We start from the raw sequence: 16,331 nt of genomic DNA, 5'->3' as shown, positions 1-16,331 counted from the left end.
CATCCCGGCGCATCGGACGCTTTGCGGATCAGGATGATCCGGTCGGCGTCCGCCGGGTCCGACACGGAAGTGGTGTTGGCCGGTCTGCCGAAAGGCGATCGGCTAAGGCTTTCGTCAGATTGACCGCGCTGTGGCGACGTCCTTTGATGGGTAGCGGCACGCGCTGGAATGGATCATGTGATGAGCGAGCCAGCTAGAAATCGTTTCGCCCTCGATCTCGACGACCTCGAGCGCCAGCTGCGCGGAGCGGCCCAGCCGCAGAAGCCGGGCACGGCTTCCGATCCGCTGATGGAGCTGACCCGGCTCGTCGGGCAGGACGATCCGCTGAAGGAACTCTTCGCCGGTCGAACCGATCAGGCACGCCCTGCTGCGTCGCAGCCCGCGTCCTGGTCTGCCAACCGGACCGAGCCGAGCTTCCAGCCGACATTGGTCACACCGCCTCAGGCGCCATCAGCTTCGCCGCCGCCGGATGTGCGCGGCACGCTCGACGAATTCGAGGCGCTGCTGCGCCGGACCGAGCCCGTGCGGACTGCGCCGGCTCAGCCGATCGCCCACGCCCCTTCGGCGCCGGTGCACGATTACGATGAGCCGGAGCCGCTGCCGCCAGGCTCGCAGCCCTATGCGGTGCAGCAAGAGGGGCATCACGCCTATGTCCCCGAGCTGCCGCGCGACCTCGACGAGGCGGCCGGCCAGCCGCAGGCCCAAGCTTACGACCACGACTATCCTGCCGCCCCACAATATGATGCCCAGTCGCAAGTCGCTGAGGACGAATCTCGCGACTTCCAGCGGCCGCGCTCGCGCAAGGGGCTCATTACGGCTGCGGCGCTGCTCGTCGTCGTCGTCGGCGGTGTTGGCGCCGCCACGGTCTTCCGCGACAAGAGCCCAGCCGGCGTCAACGGCCAGCCGCCGGTGATCGCGGCCGATACCGGGCCGTCCAAGGTCGCGCCGGTCAATCCCGGCGGAGCCGAGATCCCGAACCAGAACAAGCAGATCTACGAGCGCAGCGGCGACGCCTCGACCGACAAGACCAAGGTCGTCAGCCGCGAGGAGCAGCCGGTCGACGTGCAGCAGGCAGCGCGTACGATGGCAGCGCAGCGCCCGACGCAAACGTCGAATGGCAGCATCACGCCGACCGATACGGCTGCCGCCGCTCTGGCTTCGACCGAGCCCGGCCTGATCCCGATCCCGGCCGTGCCCGGCCTCGGTGAGCCGCGCAAGGTGCGCACCGTCGCAATCCGCCCGGACGGCACGCCGGCGACCAGCAATGCAGCCGCCACGAACGGGGCAGGGCAAGGCATCGTGACCGGTTCGGCGCCGTCGAACCGCCCGGCCGCGACGCCTTCGGCGACGCCGAGCCCGGTCGCACAGGCGCAGGCACCCAAATCGCAGGAACGTGCGGCTGCTCCAGCGACCCCGCCGGCCTCGCAGACGCCGCCCGCCAACACGACCCGGACCGCGGCACTCGCGCCGCAGCCGGTCCAGCCGGCCGCCCCCGCCGCTACGCCGCCGCGCACAGACCCGGCAGGTGGCTTCGTCGTGCAGCTCGGCGCGCCGGGCAGCGAGGCCGAGGCACGCGCCACCTTCGCAGCGCTCCAGCGCAAATATTCCGATCAGCTCGGCGGCCAGAGCCCGATCGTGCGCAAGACCGAGCTCGCTGGCGGCAAGACGGTCTATCGCCTGCGCGTCGGTCCGTATTCCCGCGAGGATGCGAGCTCGATGTGCTCGGCGTTGCAGGCTGCCGGCGGCCAGTGCTTCATCGCGAAGAACTGAAGCACGGCCGACCTTCTCATAGACACCTGACACACCGGCCGCGATCGTCGCGGCCGGTGTTTTCGTTTGGCTTCCGCGAACCTGCCCACGGCGATGCGCTTGCGTGCCCGGATGCCGGGTGGCAGGCAGGCTGGAGACACCATCCTCCGTCATTGGTTCGTTCGCCATGCCTCTCGACCCGATCTCCCGCGTTAGCGAGACCTTCCTTGGCTGCGAAGCTGTCGCGCTCGACGCTGTGCCGCACGGCGCAGTCGCGGTGGTCGGCATTCCCGGCGCGACGCCCTATCCGTCAGGCAGCCTGCACAGCGCCTCGGCTCCCGCTGCCGTCCGCAGTGCGAGCGCGCGACAGGCGGCGCGGCGCGGGCACTATGATTTCGATCTCGGCCGGGCGTCGGCCTGGTCGGACCAGAACCTGGTCGATTGCGGCGATATCGCTTTCGATCCGGGCGACTTCGCCGGCAATCGGGCGCGGATCGAGGCGGTCTATTCCGCCTTGCTCGCGCAAGGAGCGGCGCCCTTGCTGCTCGGCGGTGATGACAGCGTGCAGATTCCTGCCCTGAAAGCCTTCGCCGCACGCAGCGAGATCAGCATCCTGCAGATCGATGCGCATATCGACTGGCGCGAGGAGGTCGAGGGCGAGCGTTTCGGGCTGTCCAGCACGATGCGGCGCGCATCCGAACTTTCCGGCGTCAAGGCGATCGTTCAGGTCGGTGCCCGCGGCATCGGCAGCGCCCGCGAAACCGATGTCAGCGATGCGCGCGCCGCCGGGGCGCAAATCGTCGACATGCGCATGCTCAGGGAAAAGGGGATCGGCCACGCGGTCCAGTGCGTGCCGGCGGGCCGGCCGGTCGTGGTTTGCCTGGATGTCGATGGCCTCGATCCGTCGGTGGTGCCGGGTGTGCTCGGCCGGGCGCCGGGCGGCCTCGGCTATGGCGACCTCGTCGACCTGCTGAACGGCGTAGCGGCGCGCGCGCCGATCATCGGCTTCAACATCGTCGAGTTCGTACCCGAGGAGGACATTGGCGGCCTCGGGGCGCGGAGCGTCTGTCGGCTGGCCATGCTCGGGGCTGGCCTCCTTGCTGGCAGCGCAGGCAGCTGAACCGCATCCCCATGCCGCTGTGCAGGAATCCCGGATTGCTCCTGCTATCCGGACATGCGCGCGTTGCGGGGCCGTGACTGGAGCCCCGTCAGCGCGTGCTCTAGCGTCGCGCCAGGCCATCGGGCATAGCCCGTTCGAAGAATGCCGAAGCCGGCAAGCGAGAGGAAACACACCATGGACCGCCGCAAGCTTCTCAAGACCACGGCCGTAGGCGCCGCGGCCGCGACCATCGCTGCACCGGCGATCGCGCAGACCAATCCGAAGATCAATTGGCGCCTGACCTCGAGCTATCCTAAGAGCCTGGATACGCTTTTCGGCATTTCGACCCAGGTCGCCAAGCGCGTCGCAGAGGCGACGGACGGCCAGTTCCAGATCCAGACCTTCGCCGCCGGCGAGATCGTGCCGGCGCTGCAGGCGCTCGATGCGGTGCAGAACGGCACGGTCGAGTGCAGTCACACGCTGTCGAGCTTCTATATCGGCAAGGACACGGCCTTCGCCTTCGAGACCTCGCTGCCGTTCGGCCTCAACACGCGCCAGCAGAACGCCTGGCTCTACCAGGGCGGCGGTCTCGAGCTTTGCCGCGAGCTGATGAAGAAGTTCGGCGTGCACACGATTCCGTCCGGTAACACCGGCGCCCAGATGGGCGGCTGGTTCCGCAAGGAGATCAAGAGCGTCGCTGATCTCCAGGGCCTCAAGTTCCGCATTGCGGGTCTCGGCGGCCAGATCATGGCCAAGCTCGGCGTGGTACCGCAGACATTGGGCGGCGGCGACATCTACCCGGCGCTGGAGCGCGGCACGATCGACGCGGCCGAGTTCTCCGGCCCCTATGACGACGAGAAGCTCGGCTTCGTGAAGGTGGCGAAATACTATTACTATCCCGGTTTCTGGGAAGGCTGCGCGAACGTCAGCTTCATCGTCAACAACGAGAAGTGGGCCGGGCTGCCGGCGCATTATCGCGCCATCGTCGAGGCGGCCTGCGCCGAGGCGAACGCGCTGTGCATGGCGAAATACGACCACGGCAACCCGGACGCGCTGCTGCGGCTGATCGCTTCCGGCGCCGAACTACGTGCCTTCCCGCAGGATGTGATGCAGGCGGCCTTCAAGGAGGCCTTCGCCCTCTATGCCGACCAGGCGGCGAAGAACCCGGCCTTCAAGACGCTGTGGGATTCCTTCCTGTCGTACTGGAAGAAGGAGCAGCTCTGGTTCCGCGTCGCCGAGCTGCCCTTTGACGCCTTCAATGCGCAGGCCTCGCAGTCGCTGCGGTGAGGGCAGGCTGCAACCACTCCTGGCCGGGCACCGTCATGCTCGGGCTTGACCCGAGCATCGCAGGCCGAAGGAGGCGCCAGTCGGCGCCTTCCAATCCTGAGATTCTCGGGTCTGCGCTTCGCTTCGCCCGAGAATGACGGCGTGGCTCCGGGCTCGGCGCTTCGCGCCACCTCGCAATGACGCAATGCGGCTCGCCCCCGAATCGGCGATAACGGGCGCATGACCTCGCGCGCCTTCATCGCCGGTTGCCTCGGCACGAGCCTCACCGCCGACGAGCGGGCCTTCTTCCGCGACGCCCGGCCCTGGGGCTTCATCCTGTTCAAGCGCAATACGCAGGACCCGGCGCAGGTCGCGGCGCTGACGGCGCAGATGCGCGACTGCGTCGGCTGGCAGGCGCCGATCCTGATCGACCAGGAAGGCGGCCGGGTCCAGCGCATGGGGCCGCCGCATTGGCCGCCCTATCCGCCGGCGCTGACCTTCCTCGCGATCAACGATCCCGTCCAGCAGCGCGAAATCGTCCGGCTCTCGGCGCGATTGATGGCGCATGACCTGAAAAGCGTCGGCATCGATGTCGACTGCCTGCCGGTGCTCGACGTGCCGATCGCCGGCAGCCATGACGTGATCGGCAATCGCGCCTATGCGCGTGATCCCGCCATGGTGGCGACGCTCGGCCGGGCGGCGGCCGAGGGGCTTTTGGCGGGCGGTGTCTTGCCGGTGATCAAGCATATGCCGGGCCATGGCCGGGCCAAGGCCGACAGCCATCACGACCTGCCGGTGGTCGAGGCTGGTATCGACGAGTTGCGCGCCCATGATTTCCGGCCGTTCCGCCATCTCGCCGACATGCCGCTGGCGATGACGGCCCATGTCGTCTTCACCGCGCTCGACAACCGCCGGCCGGCGACGGTCTCGCGGAAGATCGTGCGCGATATCATGCGCGGCGAGCTCGGCTATGACGGGCTGATCATGACCGACGACATCTCGATGAAGGCGCTGTCCGGCTCGTTCGCCGAAAAATCGCAGGCGGCGATCCGGGCCGGCGTCGACGTGGTGCTGCATTGTCATGGCATCATGGAGGAGATGGTCGCGGTAGCTGGCGCCGTCCCGGCGATGAGCGGCCAGCGTGCCCGCCGCGCCGCGATGGCACTCGCCCGCATCCGGCACGAGCCCGAGCCGCTCGATCTCGAAGCTACGCGGGCACAACTCGCGACTGCCCTTGCCATGGGCGGTAGATAAGCTGATTCTATCCCCGGGGTTGCGGCCTCGCCAGACGGGCGGGGCAGGACATGGGGATAGGCCAACGATGGCCGCTGAGCTGCCATTCCAGGAGGACGGCACGTCGGAACGCGCGAGCGGCGAGCCGGCGTTCCTGATCGATGTCGACGGCTATGAAGGGCCGCTCGACCTGCTGCTCGATCTCGCCCGCCGCCAGAAGGTCGATCTCGCCCGTATCTCGATCCTGGCGCTGGCGGAGCAATACCTCGTCTTCGTCGAGAAGGCGCGGGAGCTGCGGCTCGAGCTCGCTGCCGACTATCTCGTCATGGCGGCCTGGCTCGCCTATCTGAAATCGCGCCTGCTGCTGCCCGAGCCGCCCAGGGGCGAGGAGCCGAGCGCCGCTGATCTCGCCACCGCGCTGGCGCTGCGCCTGAAGCGACTGGAGACGATCCGCGCCGCGGCACAGCGGCTTGCGACCCGCGAGCGGCTCGGCCGCGACGTCTTCGCCCGCGGTGCGCCCGAAGTGATCGCCTTCGAGGGGCGGCCGATCTGGGAAGCGGAGCTCTACGACCTGCTGGCGGCCTATGCGCAGCAGCGCCAGAAGCGCATTCGCCAGCCGATGAGCGTCGGCCAGCGCCAGGTCCTCTCGCTGGCCGAGGCGCGCGAGGCACTGGCGCGGCTGGTCGGCGAGGCCGGCGAATGGACCGCGATCGACGGCTATCTCACCCGCTATATGAGCAGCCACGGCCTGCCGGAAGAGACGATGGCGGCGACGGTCAGGGCCTCCTCGCTCTCGGCCATGCTTGAGATGGTGCGCGAGGGCGTGCTCGACCTGCGCCAGGATGGCGCCTTCTCGCCGCTTTATGTCCGCCGCCGCTCGGCGCGGCCACCGACGCTCGACCTGTGAGGCGCTGATGGCCGTGGCTGAAGCCGAACGCGAGGACGACGAGGAATGGGATGCCGACGAGGCGCTGGCGCGCGCCTGCCGCATCGTCGAGGCGCTGCTCTTTGCTTCGGTGCAGCCGCTTACAGCCGACGACCTGGCGAAATCAGTAGCGGCGAACGTGCCGATCGAGCGGGTGATCGCCGAGCTCGAGCAGAGCTATGCCATGCGCGGGGTGACGCTGCATCGCGTCGCCGGCGGCTATGCCTTCCGCACCGCGCCCGATCTTGCCTATCTGCTGGCGCCCGAGGCCGAGCCGCCGCGCAAGCTCTCGCGCGCCGCGCTGGAGACGCTCGCCATCATCGCCTACCACCAGCCGGTGACGCGGGCCGAGATCGAGGAGATCCGCGGCGTCGCCACCGCCAAGGGCACGCTCGACATCCTGCTCGAAGCCGGCTGGGTGCGCCTGCGCGGCCGCAGGCGCTCGCCGGGGCGGCCGGTGACCTTCGGCACGACGCCGGCTTTCCTCGACCATTTCGGGCTCGACCGGATCGACGACCTGCCGGGGCTGGAGGAGCTGAAAGGCGCCGGCTTCATCGAGGGGCGCCTCGCCAAGGACCTCGCAGTGCCGGTGCCGGACGACGATCCGAGCCTGCACGATGACGAGGATCCGCTCGGCGACCTGTTCACGCCGCTTGACGACGGCGACGCCAGCTAGCACAGCGCAGGCGATTGAGCCCGGCGGGCCGGCAGGAGAACGACTTGGCTCGCAGCGAAGGCAGACCGCGTTGGTTGGGGTGGGGACGGCGTGGCACCGCCGGCGCCGCCATCCCGATGGCGCTCGGCTTCGACGGCGTCACACAGCGATTCGGTGCGGTGACCGCGCTGGACCAAGTCTCGCTCAACGTCGCGCCCGGCGAAATCGTCGCGCTGCTGGGCCATTCCGGCTGCGGCAAGACGACGCTGCTGCGGCTTGCCGCCGGGGTCGAGCGGCCGAGCGCGGGCCGCGTTCTGCTCGAGGGCCGTGACGTTTCCTCACCGGGGCATTTCGTCGAGCCAGAGGCGAGGGGGGTCGGCCTCGTCTTCCAGGACTATGCGCTGTTCCCTCATCTCAGCGTGCGCGAGAATGTCCGTTTCGGCCTGCGTGGCTATGGCAATGCCGAGGCCGACGCGACGGCCCTGCGTGCCATCGCCCGCGTCGGCCTCGCCGACCTCACTGATGCCTATCCGCACATGCTCTCGGGCGGCGAGCAACAGCGCGTCGCGTTGGCGCGCGCGGTGGCGCCGCGTCCCGGCGTGCTCTTGATGGACGAGCCCTTTTCCAATCTCGACCGGCGCCTGCGCGACGTGGTGCGCGACGAGACGATGGCCTTGCTGCAGGAGATCGGCGCGACCTCGATCATCGTGACGCACGATCCCGAGGATGCGATGCGCGTCGCCGACCGGATCGTGCTGATGCGCCAGGGCCGCATTGTCCAGAGCGGAACCGGCGAGGAGCTCTACCGCCACCCAGCCAGCCTCTTTGCCGCCCGATTTTTCTGCGATCTTACCGAGATCGAGGCGAATGTCCGCAATGGCGAGATCGACACGCCGCTCGGGCGCTTCCCGGCGCCTGGACTGCCGGACGGAGCGGCCGTGCTCGGCGTTCGGCCGCAAGCGATCCGCCTGGTGCCCAAAGGGTACTGCCTGCCGGCGCGGGTGGTGACGCGGCGCTTCCTCGGTGAGGTCGACCATATCGAGCTCGCGGTCGATGGTCTCGACAAGCCGTTGATGGCGCGGCTGCCAACACGGCGGGATTCCGTCGCAGAGGGCGAGGATGTCGGTATCGACATTACGATGGACGAAGTCCTTGTGTTCCCTGTAGGGGACACCTAGTTTCCGGCACAAGCATCTGGCCCTTCGGCACAAGTCGGGCCGCGCGTTCAATTCGGAGGAGTTCCGCCATGGGTGGCGTCAGCATCTGGCACTGGATCGTCGTCGGCGTCATCGTCATGCTGCTGTTCGGCCGCGGCAAGGTGTCCGAACTGATGGGCGACGTTGCCAAGGGCATCAAGTCGTTCAAGAAGGGCATGGCCGAGGACGAGACCCCACCGGCGGCTGCGCAGCAGCCGGTCGATCCCAAGGTGATCGACCAGACCGCGACTCCGCAGCCGGCCAAGGCCGAGACCAAGGCCTGAGTCCGCGCCGCTCTGGCCGTGTTTAAAGTTTCCTGAAGGACCGGCCGTCGATGTTCGACATCGCCTGGAGCGAAATGCTGCTGATCGGGGGCGTTGCGCTCGTCGTTATCGGCCCCAAGGATTTGCCCGGGGCGCTGCGTGCCGCCGGGCAGGCGATCGGCAAGATTCGGCGCATGGCCTCCGAATTCCAGGGGCAGTTCAACGACGCGATGCGCGAGGCCGAGCTCACCGACTTGAAGAAGCAGGTCGAGGACATCGGCAATTCGGTACAGGCCTCGACCAATTTCGACCCGATCGAGCCGATGAAGGATTTCGGCGCCGCCGACGCTTCGAAGCCGGCGGCCGACGACAAGGCCATGAAGGACGCCGAGGAAACGCTCGCCAAGCTTCCGGCCCCGGACCTGCCGGCACCCGTCAGCATCGATCCTGCTCCCGTGGCGTCTCCCGTACCGGAGGAAAAGCCGAAGCGCCGCCGCAAGACCGTCGCGACTGAAGAACCTGCGGTACCGGACATCGCGGTCGCGGCTGAGGAGGCGGCGGCCAAGCCGGTGCGCAAGCGCAAGGCCAAGGCCGCTTCGGTCGAGGGCGGAGAGACGGCATGAGCGTCGTCGAGGCCAATACCGATCCGAAACGTGCCGGCGAGGATGAGATCGAGGCGTCGCGCGCGCCGCTGATCGACCATCTGATCGAACTGCGCTCGCGGCTGATCAAGTCGCTGATCGCCTTCCTGATCATGTTCTTCATCTGCTTCGCTTTCGCGACGCAGATCTACAACCTGCTCGTCCAACCCTATATCTGGGCGGCTGGACCGGGCGCGAACGTGCAGCTGATCTACACCGCACCGCTCGAATATCTCTTCACGCAGATCAAGATCGCGGCCTTCGGCGCCGGCTTCTTCGCCTTCCCGGTGATCGCGACGCAGATCTACAAATTCGTCGCGCCCGGCCTCTACAAGAACGAACGCCAGGCCTTCGCGCCCTATCTGGCGGCGACGCCGATCTTCTTCCTGCTCGGCGCGGCGATGGTGTTCTTCTTCGCCATGCCGGTGCTGATGAAGTTCTCGATCGGCATGCAGCAGGCGGCGACCGAAGGGCAGGCCGGCATCCAGCTCCTGCCCAAGGTCAGCGAGTATCTCTCGCTGATCATGACGCTGATCTTCGCCTTCGGCATCTCCTTCCAGCTGCCGGTGGTCCTGACCCTGCTCGGCCAGGCGGGAATCATCGACGCGCAGTTCCTGAAGGACAAGCGCCGTTACGCCATCGTCTTCGTCTTCGTCATCGCCGCGGTGCTGACTCCGCCCGACGTGATCTCGCAACTGATGCTGGCGATCCCGATGCTGCTGCTCTACGAGCTCTCGGTGTTCTCGGTGCGCCGGGTCGAGAAGAAGCGCGACGCGGCGAAGGCGACCGAGGACGCAGGCGCCTAGCGCAGCTCATCCCTTCATCCAGCTCATGCCGTTGATTGCTCAATAGCGATGCAATTTGTCACAGGCCGTTGAAGCCAATAACGGATTGCGGGATTGCCCATGCGATGCCGCGGCAAACCGCGTGCCTCTCCATACGGCAGTGCACAGGCTTGTGATCCGCTTCCGCGGAGCCTTGCTCGCAACACAATGTTAAGATGAACGGCAGATGAACGAATGCGCGGCCGCCTCACAGGCCGGGCATGGCGGAGCGGTAGTGACGTGAGCGGATTCTGGCGCCTGATGCTGTTCGGAAAAGGGCCCCGCGAAGCGGCCTCGCCCGGCCGCGATCTGCGCATCGACGTGATCCGCGGCCTGATCCTGCTCGTCATCTTCATCAATCACATGCCGGGCAACATCGTCTCGTCGGCGATGCCGCATAATTACGGTTTCTCCGACGCTGCCGACGTCTTCGTGCTGCTGGCCGGCATCTCGGCTGCCTTCGCCTATGGCAGGCTGATCGACCAGCGCGGACTGCTCGTCGGCTCGCTCAAGGTCGGCGCGCGGATCTGGACGCTCTACATCGCGCATCTGTCGCTGTTCGTGCTGGTCTGCGGCATCGTCGCGACGGCGGTGGTGCGCACCCAGAACGCGCTCTATGTCGAGGCGATCAACATCCAGCCCTTCTTCAGCGACACGCAGGCTGCGATCGTCAATGCGCTCGGCCTGGTCTACCAGCCCTATTATCTCGACATCCTGCCGCTCTACATCGTGCTGCTGGCGCTGTTTCCGCTGATCTATGTCGCAGCACGGACCAGCCCGCTCGCGACGCTGCTCGTCTCGTTCGCAATCTGGCAAGGCGCCACCCATGCAGGGGTCAACCTGCCGAACCATCCGGGCGAGGGCGGCTGGTTCTTCAATCCATTCGCCTGGCAGATGGTGTTCACGCTCGGGGTGGTGATCGGCCGCCTCGGCATCGTCGGCGCCGCCCTGCCGAAGCTGGTCCTGGCTGATCTTGCAGCTGCGGCCATCATCCTTTTCGCGGTGGTGGTGAAGCTGTCCTCCGGCAACCCGTTCGGTATCGCGCTCCTGAACGACTGGATCGAGAGCCTGCAGATCGGCATCGACAAGACCAACCTCGCCTGGCTGCGCGTCGTTCACCTGGTGGCGTTGGTCTGGCTCGTGCTGCGCTTCCTCAAGCCCGGTGCGAGCCTGCTGAAAGGGGTGGTCGGCAGGAGGCTGGCCTCGCTCGGGCGGCATTCGCTCGAGGTCTTCTGCGCCGGAATCGTGCTGGCGATCACCGGCCAGATCATCCTTGCGGAGACCTCCTTCGCCCTTTTGATGCAATTGATCGTGAACCTCGCCGGGATTACCATCCTGATCGGGCTAGGAACCTTTCTCTCGTGGTACAAGTCGCTTACGGCACGCGCCGCCAGCGCCCCTCGCGAGCAGGCCGCTACGGCCTGAGCGCCCTTCTTCTGATCCTGGCGTCGGCCTTGCCGGCAGTCGCCGGGCCCAAGCCGCTCGCTCAAATGGTGGACGGGCGCTGCCGGGCCGGCGCGGCCCAGCACCCGTTCAAGCCGTTGCTGTCGGCGTCGAAGCGCGCCCTGACCGAGACCAATAAGCTCACCATCGTCGCACTAGGCTCGTCCAGCACTGCCGGAACGGGCGCGAGCGACGCCGACCGCAGCTACCCCGCTGTGCTCGAAGCCGAGCTGCGCCGGCGTTTGCCGGGGCGCGAGATCAAGGTCGTGAACCTCGGCGTCGGCGGCCAGTCTGCCTATGAGATGTATCTGCGGCTCGAAAGCGAGGTCATCCCCGAGAAGCCGGCGCTGGTGATCTGGCAGACGGCGGTGAACGACGCCATTCGCGATATCGGCGAGGAGAAGCTGGCGAAGATCCTGCGCAAGGGCGCCCATAGGCTGCAGGAGGCCGGGGTCGACCTCGTGCTGATGGATATGCCCTGGCTGCAGCGCGAGGGCCGCTATCCAAAGTACGACGACTATCGGGCCGTGCTGGCGAAGACGGCGAGCGAAAGCGGCGTTCCGGTCTTCCCGCGCTACGCCATGATGAAGAGCTGGTCGGGCTCGAAGCAGTTCAGCGAAGAGGAGATCGTCGGCATGGACGGACTGCAGGTCGTCGAGGCCGGCTATCGCTGCTTCGGCATTCGCCTGGCGGACGGCATCGTCAGCGAGCTGACCGGCGGGCGCGAGCCCGGCAAGCCGATAAACTGAGGTAGGAACCTCTTTCGTCATTCCGGGACGCTGCGCAGCAGCAGGTCTGGAACCCAGAATCAATGCCATTCTTGAAAGCGCGATGTCGCCGTCGCGCCGAGGTGCCTCTGATCGTCGGTTCTGGATTCCAGGCTCTTCGCTTCGCGAAGCCCCGGAAAGACAGAGCAGAGCCGCTCAGCGCGCGATCACTTCGATATCGCGATCGCGTCCAGCCTCGACCTTGAAGTCGCGCGAGAAGACCTGCCCCTCCTGGCGGGCGATCAGGACATAATCGCCCTCGGCCAGAATCACCTGCGGGAAGGCGCCGATCGCCTCGCGAATGACGTCGCCGCCGGGCGTAAGAACGCTGAAGGCGGTGCCAGCGAAAGCCTCGCCGCCGGGGCCGGCAACCAGCTTGAGCGTCACCTGTGCGGCGCGGTGGTGCAGCGTCGCCTGGGTGACCTGGCCCGACTCGACCCGGACATCGGAGCGCTGGATGGCGTTCGAATCACCATAGGTCGAGACGATGTGATAGGTGCCCTCCGGCAGACGGATTAGCTCGCCGGACTTGACGTTGGAAGCGACGAGGCGGCCCTCGGAGTTGCCCTGCAACGGCACGAACACCGAGAAATTGAGCTGAGCCGGAGCGATCGGGGTCTCGCCGATCGAGCCCGCGAGCGACAGTCCTCCGGCGCTGATGCTGAGCTTGTCGCTCAGCCCCTGCGCACCCAGCGTGACGCGCTTTGTGGCGCTGGCGAAACCATAGGCGGCGTGCAGGAGATAGACGCCTGGGTCGAGTGGGAAGCTGGGCTCGGCGTCGTTCGAGCGGGCAACGATCCGGGGCGGCGAGCCGTCGAAGGATTCGGTCAGCACGCGCCAAACCAGGCCGGAGCGGATCGGCTTGCGGTTTCCGGAGAACTGGGCGCCGAGGGCGAGCGTCGCCTGGCCGGGCCGTGCGGCTGGTGCCGCGTTCGGCGACGAGCCCGGCGTGGTGGCGGATGTCGCGGCGCCAGGAGTCTGGGCGAGGATGGGCGAGACCGCGAGCACGGCGGCAAGCAGCGTGATGCCGACCCTGGCCATGGTCCGCATCCGAATCTGAAACTTGTCGCGTTGAAACATGCGTTGCGCCGTCATCGTCCCTGCGCCGGGGAAGGAGCAGGTTCGCTTGTCCTCATCATGGCGAAACCTTAACTGGGAGACCATCACCCCAGCCGCGCCATTTCCGGATCGTTCATGACCGACACGCTCTCCCTGCTCAAGCTCCGTCGCTCGGTGCCACCGCAATTTCTAATCGCTCCTGGGCCGGACGAAGGCCAACTGCGCGAGATCCTGACCGTGGCGGCCCGCGTGCCGGACCATGGCAAGCTTGCACCCTGGCGCTTCATCGTCTTTTCCGGTGCGGCCAAGGAGAAAGCGGCGGAGATCGTCGCCGACGTCTTCAAGGAGCGCAACCCGCAGGCCGATGAGGAGAAGGTGGCGTTCGAGCGCAAGCGCCTGCTCCATGCTCCGGTCGTGATCGCGGTGGTTTCGCGTGCCCGCAAGCATGAGAAGATCCCGGAATGGGAGCAGGAGCTCTCGGCCGGCGCGGTCTGTATGAACATGCTGATCGCCGCCGAGGCGCTTGGCTTCAACGGTTCGTGGCTGACCAACTGGTTCGCCTTCGACCGCAAGGTTTTGGATGCCTTCGGGCTGGAATCGGGTGAGCGCATCGCCGGCTTCGTTCATCTCGGCAAGGCCGATGGCCGTCCGGCCGATCGCGAGCGGCCCGATCTTGCCGCGATCGTCAGTCGGTTCGGAGCATGAGCACGATGTACTACACCGACGAAGGCCGTGACCTCGAGTTCAAGCACGACCCGTTCAAGGCGATCGTGGCCCCGCGGCCGATCGGCTGGATCAGCGCAGTCAACGCGAAGGGAGAGGTCAATCTCTCGCCCTACAGCTTCTTCAACGCGATCTCGTCGCGGCCGAACATCGTGATGTTCTCCTCCGAGAACAAGAAGGATGCGGTCGCCTTCGTCGAGGAGACCGGCGAGTTCACCTGCAGCCTGGTCACCAAGGCGCTCGACCAGCAGATGAACCTGACCTCGGCGCCGTTGCCGCGTGGCGAGAGCGAGTATGGCCATGCCGGTCTGGAGATGGCGCCCTCGCGCATCGTCAGGCCGCCACGGGTCGCGGCGAGCCCGGCTGCGCTCGAATGCAAGCTTCTGTCGATCCAGCAGCTCCGGGACATCAACGGCAACGACGTGCCGCGCTGGATGGTGCTCGGCCAGGTCGTCGCGACCTATATCGACGAGGCCTTCGTGCGCGACGGCCGCTTCGACACGGCGGGCGCCAACCCGATCGCGCGCTGCGGCTACGCCGACTATGCAGAGGTCAGCGAATTGTTCTCGATCACCCGGCCTGCGGGAGGCTGACCGCCATGGTCCGGCGCCAGGACCAGGAGCCGGAAGAGCAATGGCGGATGACAGTGAACCTGCTCGCGATCATCGCCGTGCTGGTGATGGTCGGGGCGGGCTTTTGGCTGCTGCGCGAACTCAACGCAGCCAAGAAGGCGCAGGAGTGTCTCGCCACTGCGGCGCGGCATCAGTGCCGGCAGATCGGGATGCCGTAAGATGAGCGCACCGTCTTTCCGGGGCAGCCCAAAGGGCTGAGCCCGGAACCCAGAACCGATGCGTCTTATCGAGAAGGCGCGGAGTCTGTGTGGTCTTCCAGTTGGGGCATCGGTTCTGGGTTCCGGGCTCGCCGCTTTGCGGCGCCCCGGAATGACGGTGCCGATCCCGAAATTCGAATTACCGGAATCGCTTGCGTTCGATCATTCACGCAATCTGTCAGCCCGCGCCTTGAGCCGGCGGGCGCGCATCAGATGCGGCCGGTCGAGCATCTCGCCGTCGAGCCCGATCACGCCGAGACCAGGATTGGCGTCGAACAGCTTGATGATCGCCTCGGCCCGGGCCAGCGCTTCCGGCGAGGGTGAGAAGACCTCGTTGATCACCGGCACCTGCGCCGGGTGGATCGCCATCTTGCCGGTGAAGCCGTCGCGCCGTCCTGCGATGCATTCGGCACGCAAAGCCGCTTCGTCGCGGAAGGCTGTGAAGACGGTGTCGATCGCGTCGACCTGCGCCGCGGCGGCAGCGAAGAGCAGGAGCGAACGCGCGATCCGGTAGGGATCGGTGTAGGTGCCATTCTCCAGCCGGTTGGTTTCGGCGGCGAGATCGGCCGATAGGTCTTCCGCACCCCAGGTCAGGCCGGAGAGCCTATGGCTGGCGCCGGCATAGCTGCCGAGGCCGAAGATGCCCTTTCCGGTCTCGGTCGCGATCGCAATGATCTTGGTCACAGCGTCGGGCAGGTCGTATTCGGCCTCGCGCACGGCGATATGGGCGGCGAGGTGGCTGAGGTCGGGGCCGCCTTCCGATTTGGGCAGCATGATCGCATCGGGTCCGCCTTGCATGACGATGTCGAGATCGGCCTCGGTCATGCCCGTGCTCAACGCATTGACGCGGATGATCAGGCGCGGGCGCTTTGCCCGGGCACTGATCTCCTTGAGGAAATCGCGGGCAAGTTCGCGCGCCATGGGCTTGGCGTCGAGCGCGACGGAATCCTCGAGGTCGAGAATCAGCGCGTCGGCGCCGCTCTCCAGGCCCTTCTGCAGCTTCTTCTGGTTATCGGCGGGAACGAAGAGGAGCGAGCGCATCAGGCCTGCCCTCCCGTCGGCCGCTTCTTCATGAAGGCCTGGCGGCGGCACTGCGCCACCAGCGTGCCGTCCTGCTTATAGGCGCGATGATGGAAGTCGACGATGCCGGCATCCGGCCGCGACTTCGATTCGCGCTTGGCGACGATCTCGGTGACGCAGTTCACCGTGTCGCCCTCGAAGAGCGGGGCCGGGAAGGTGACGTCGGTCATGCCAAGGTTGCCGATGGTGGTGCCGACGGTGGTGTCGTTGACCGAGATGCCGATCATCAGGCCGAGCGTGAACAGCGAGTTCATCAGCGGCTTGCCCCATTCGGTCTCGGTTGCGCAGAAATGCGCATCGATGTGCAGCGGCTGCGGATTCAGCGTCATGTTGGAGAACAGCATGTTGTCCATCTGCGTGACCGTGCGGGTCAGCCGATGCTCGATCGAGGCGCCGATCTCGAAATCCTCGAAATAGAGCCCACCCCGCTTATGCCGCGTCGCTTCCGCCATCGTCTTGCTCCTGTGGCACTTTTTACGTCTGAGCCGGTTCTGGCGAACGCCCGTTTTAACGGTTCGCTTACCATAACCGGTCCAGTCTCCTCAGGTGCTCCGGTCCGCCTGGAACGGCAGCGGACCG

Annotated in this window: 18 protein-coding genes; 15 read left to right on the top strand and 3 right to left on the bottom strand. The window is 66.7% G+C overall.

The annotated features are described in order from the left end of the window. Window positions 1-180: 180 nt before the first annotated feature. The 12 genes from QO058_RS02880 (at window position 181) to QO058_RS02825 (ending at window position 12,043) form a co-directional block, all read left to right on the top strand. Window positions 181-1,770, top strand: a complete 1,590-nt coding sequence (locus QO058_RS02880; protein WP_284170228.1) for an SPOR domain-containing protein — start codon at window positions 181-183, stop codon at window positions 1,768-1,770. Between the two features lie 166 nt (window positions 1,771-1,936). After that, complete coding sequence (locus QO058_RS02875; protein ID WP_284170227.1) at window positions 1,937-2,869, top strand: arginase family protein; 933 nt, start codon at window positions 1,937-1,939, stop codon at window positions 2,867-2,869. Between the two features lie 174 nt (window positions 2,870-3,043). Further along, window positions 3,044-4,135: a TRAP transporter substrate-binding protein gene (locus QO058_RS02870; protein WP_284170226.1), complete on the top strand. Its 1,092-nt coding sequence runs from the start codon at window positions 3,044-3,046 to the stop codon at window positions 4,133-4,135. A 219-nt stretch (window positions 4,136-4,354) separates the two neighbouring features. Beyond that, window positions 4,355-5,368 carry a beta-N-acetylhexosaminidase gene (nagZ, locus tag QO058_RS02865; protein WP_284170225.1) on the top strand — a complete coding sequence of 338 codons (1,014 nt, stop codon included), beginning with the start codon at window positions 4,355-4,357 and terminating at the stop codon, window positions 5,366-5,368. A gap of 67 nt (window positions 5,369-5,435) precedes the next feature. After that, complete coding sequence (locus QO058_RS02860; protein WP_284170224.1) at window positions 5,436-6,254, top strand: segregation and condensation protein A; 819 nt, start codon at window positions 5,436-5,438, stop codon at window positions 6,252-6,254. 7 nt (window positions 6,255-6,261) lie between these two features. After that, window positions 6,262-6,948, top strand: a complete 687-nt coding sequence (gene scpB, locus QO058_RS02855) for an SMC-Scp complex subunit ScpB (RefSeq protein ID WP_432212004.1) — start codon at window positions 6,262-6,264, stop codon at window positions 6,946-6,948. A gap of 116 nt (window positions 6,949-7,064) precedes the next feature. Further along, window positions 7,065-8,105, top strand: coding sequence for an ABC transporter ATP-binding protein (locus QO058_RS02850; RefSeq protein WP_284173082.1), 1,041 nt, complete (start codon window positions 7,065-7,067; stop codon window positions 8,103-8,105). Between the two features lie 68 nt (window positions 8,106-8,173). Beyond that, entirely contained in the window at window positions 8,174-8,407 is a 234-nt protein-coding gene (locus QO058_RS02845) for a twin-arginine translocase TatA/TatE family subunit (RefSeq protein ID WP_284170223.1), read from the top strand. A 50-nt stretch (window positions 8,408-8,457) separates the two neighbouring features. Beyond that, window positions 8,458-9,009, top strand: coding sequence for a Sec-independent protein translocase protein TatB (tatB, locus tag QO058_RS02840; RefSeq protein ID WP_284170222.1), 552 nt, complete (start codon window positions 8,458-8,460; stop codon window positions 9,007-9,009). Continuing rightward, complete coding sequence (gene tatC, locus QO058_RS02835; RefSeq protein ID WP_284170221.1) at window positions 9,006-9,833, top strand: twin-arginine translocase subunit TatC; 828 nt, start codon at window positions 9,006-9,008, stop codon at window positions 9,831-9,833. The genes tatB and tatC overlap by 4 nt, the downstream gene beginning before the upstream one ends. Window positions 9,834-10,091: 258 nt before the next feature. Then, a complete protein-coding gene (locus QO058_RS02830; RefSeq protein ID WP_284170220.1) occupies window positions 10,092-11,276 on the top strand; it encodes an OpgC family protein in 1,185 nt (394 codons plus the stop codon). Then, a complete protein-coding gene (locus QO058_RS02825) occupies window positions 11,213-12,043 on the top strand; it encodes an SGNH/GDSL hydrolase family protein (protein ID WP_284170219.1) in 831 nt (276 codons plus the stop codon). Before QO058_RS02830 ends, QO058_RS02825 begins: the two co-directional genes overlap by 64 nt. A 174-nt stretch (window positions 12,044-12,217) precedes the next feature. Here the strand turns inward: QO058_RS02825 and QO058_RS02820 are convergent, their stop codons facing one another. Next, entirely contained in the window at window positions 12,218-13,111 is an 894-nt protein-coding gene (locus QO058_RS02820; RefSeq protein WP_284173081.1) for a hypothetical protein, read from the bottom strand. A 144-nt stretch (window positions 13,112-13,255) separates the two neighbouring features. Between QO058_RS02820 and QO058_RS02815 the strand changes: the two genes are divergently transcribed. From QO058_RS02815 to QO058_RS02805, 3 genes are read left to right on the top strand one after another with little or no spacing between them, the layout of a single operon-like run. Next, on the top strand, window positions 13,256-13,825 hold the full coding sequence (locus QO058_RS02815; RefSeq protein ID WP_284170218.1) for a nitroreductase family protein: 570 nt from the start codon (window positions 13,256-13,258) through the stop codon (window positions 13,823-13,825). Window positions 13,826-13,830: 5 nt separating this feature from the next. Continuing rightward, a complete protein-coding gene (locus QO058_RS02810) occupies window positions 13,831-14,436 on the top strand; it encodes a flavin reductase family protein (protein WP_284173080.1) in 606 nt (201 codons plus the stop codon). Window positions 14,437-14,441: 5 nt separating this feature from the next. Further along, complete coding sequence (locus tag QO058_RS02805) at window positions 14,442-14,633, top strand: hypothetical protein (RefSeq protein ID WP_284170217.1); 192 nt, start codon at window positions 14,442-14,444, stop codon at window positions 14,631-14,633. 201 nt (window positions 14,634-14,834) lie between these two features. Here QO058_RS02805 and QO058_RS02800 read toward each other — a convergent pair whose 3' ends face one another. After that, a complete protein-coding gene (locus QO058_RS02800; protein ID WP_284170216.1) occupies window positions 14,835-15,713 on the bottom strand; it encodes an HpcH/HpaI aldolase/citrate lyase family protein in 879 nt (292 codons plus the stop codon). Continuing rightward, on the bottom strand, window positions 15,713-16,204 hold the full coding sequence (locus QO058_RS02795) for a MaoC family dehydratase (RefSeq protein WP_284170215.1): 492 nt from the start codon (window positions 16,202-16,204) through the stop codon (window positions 15,713-15,715). Before QO058_RS02795 ends, QO058_RS02800 begins: the two co-directional genes overlap by 1 nt. Between the last annotated feature and the right edge of the window lie 127 nt (window positions 16,205-16,331).

This window comes from Bosea vestrisii, assembly GCF_030144325.1.
Classification (GTDB): domain Bacteria; phylum Pseudomonadota; class Alphaproteobacteria; order Rhizobiales; family Beijerinckiaceae; genus Allobosea; species Allobosea vestrisii_A.
This window is presented reverse-complemented; position numbering and strand designations above follow the sequence as displayed.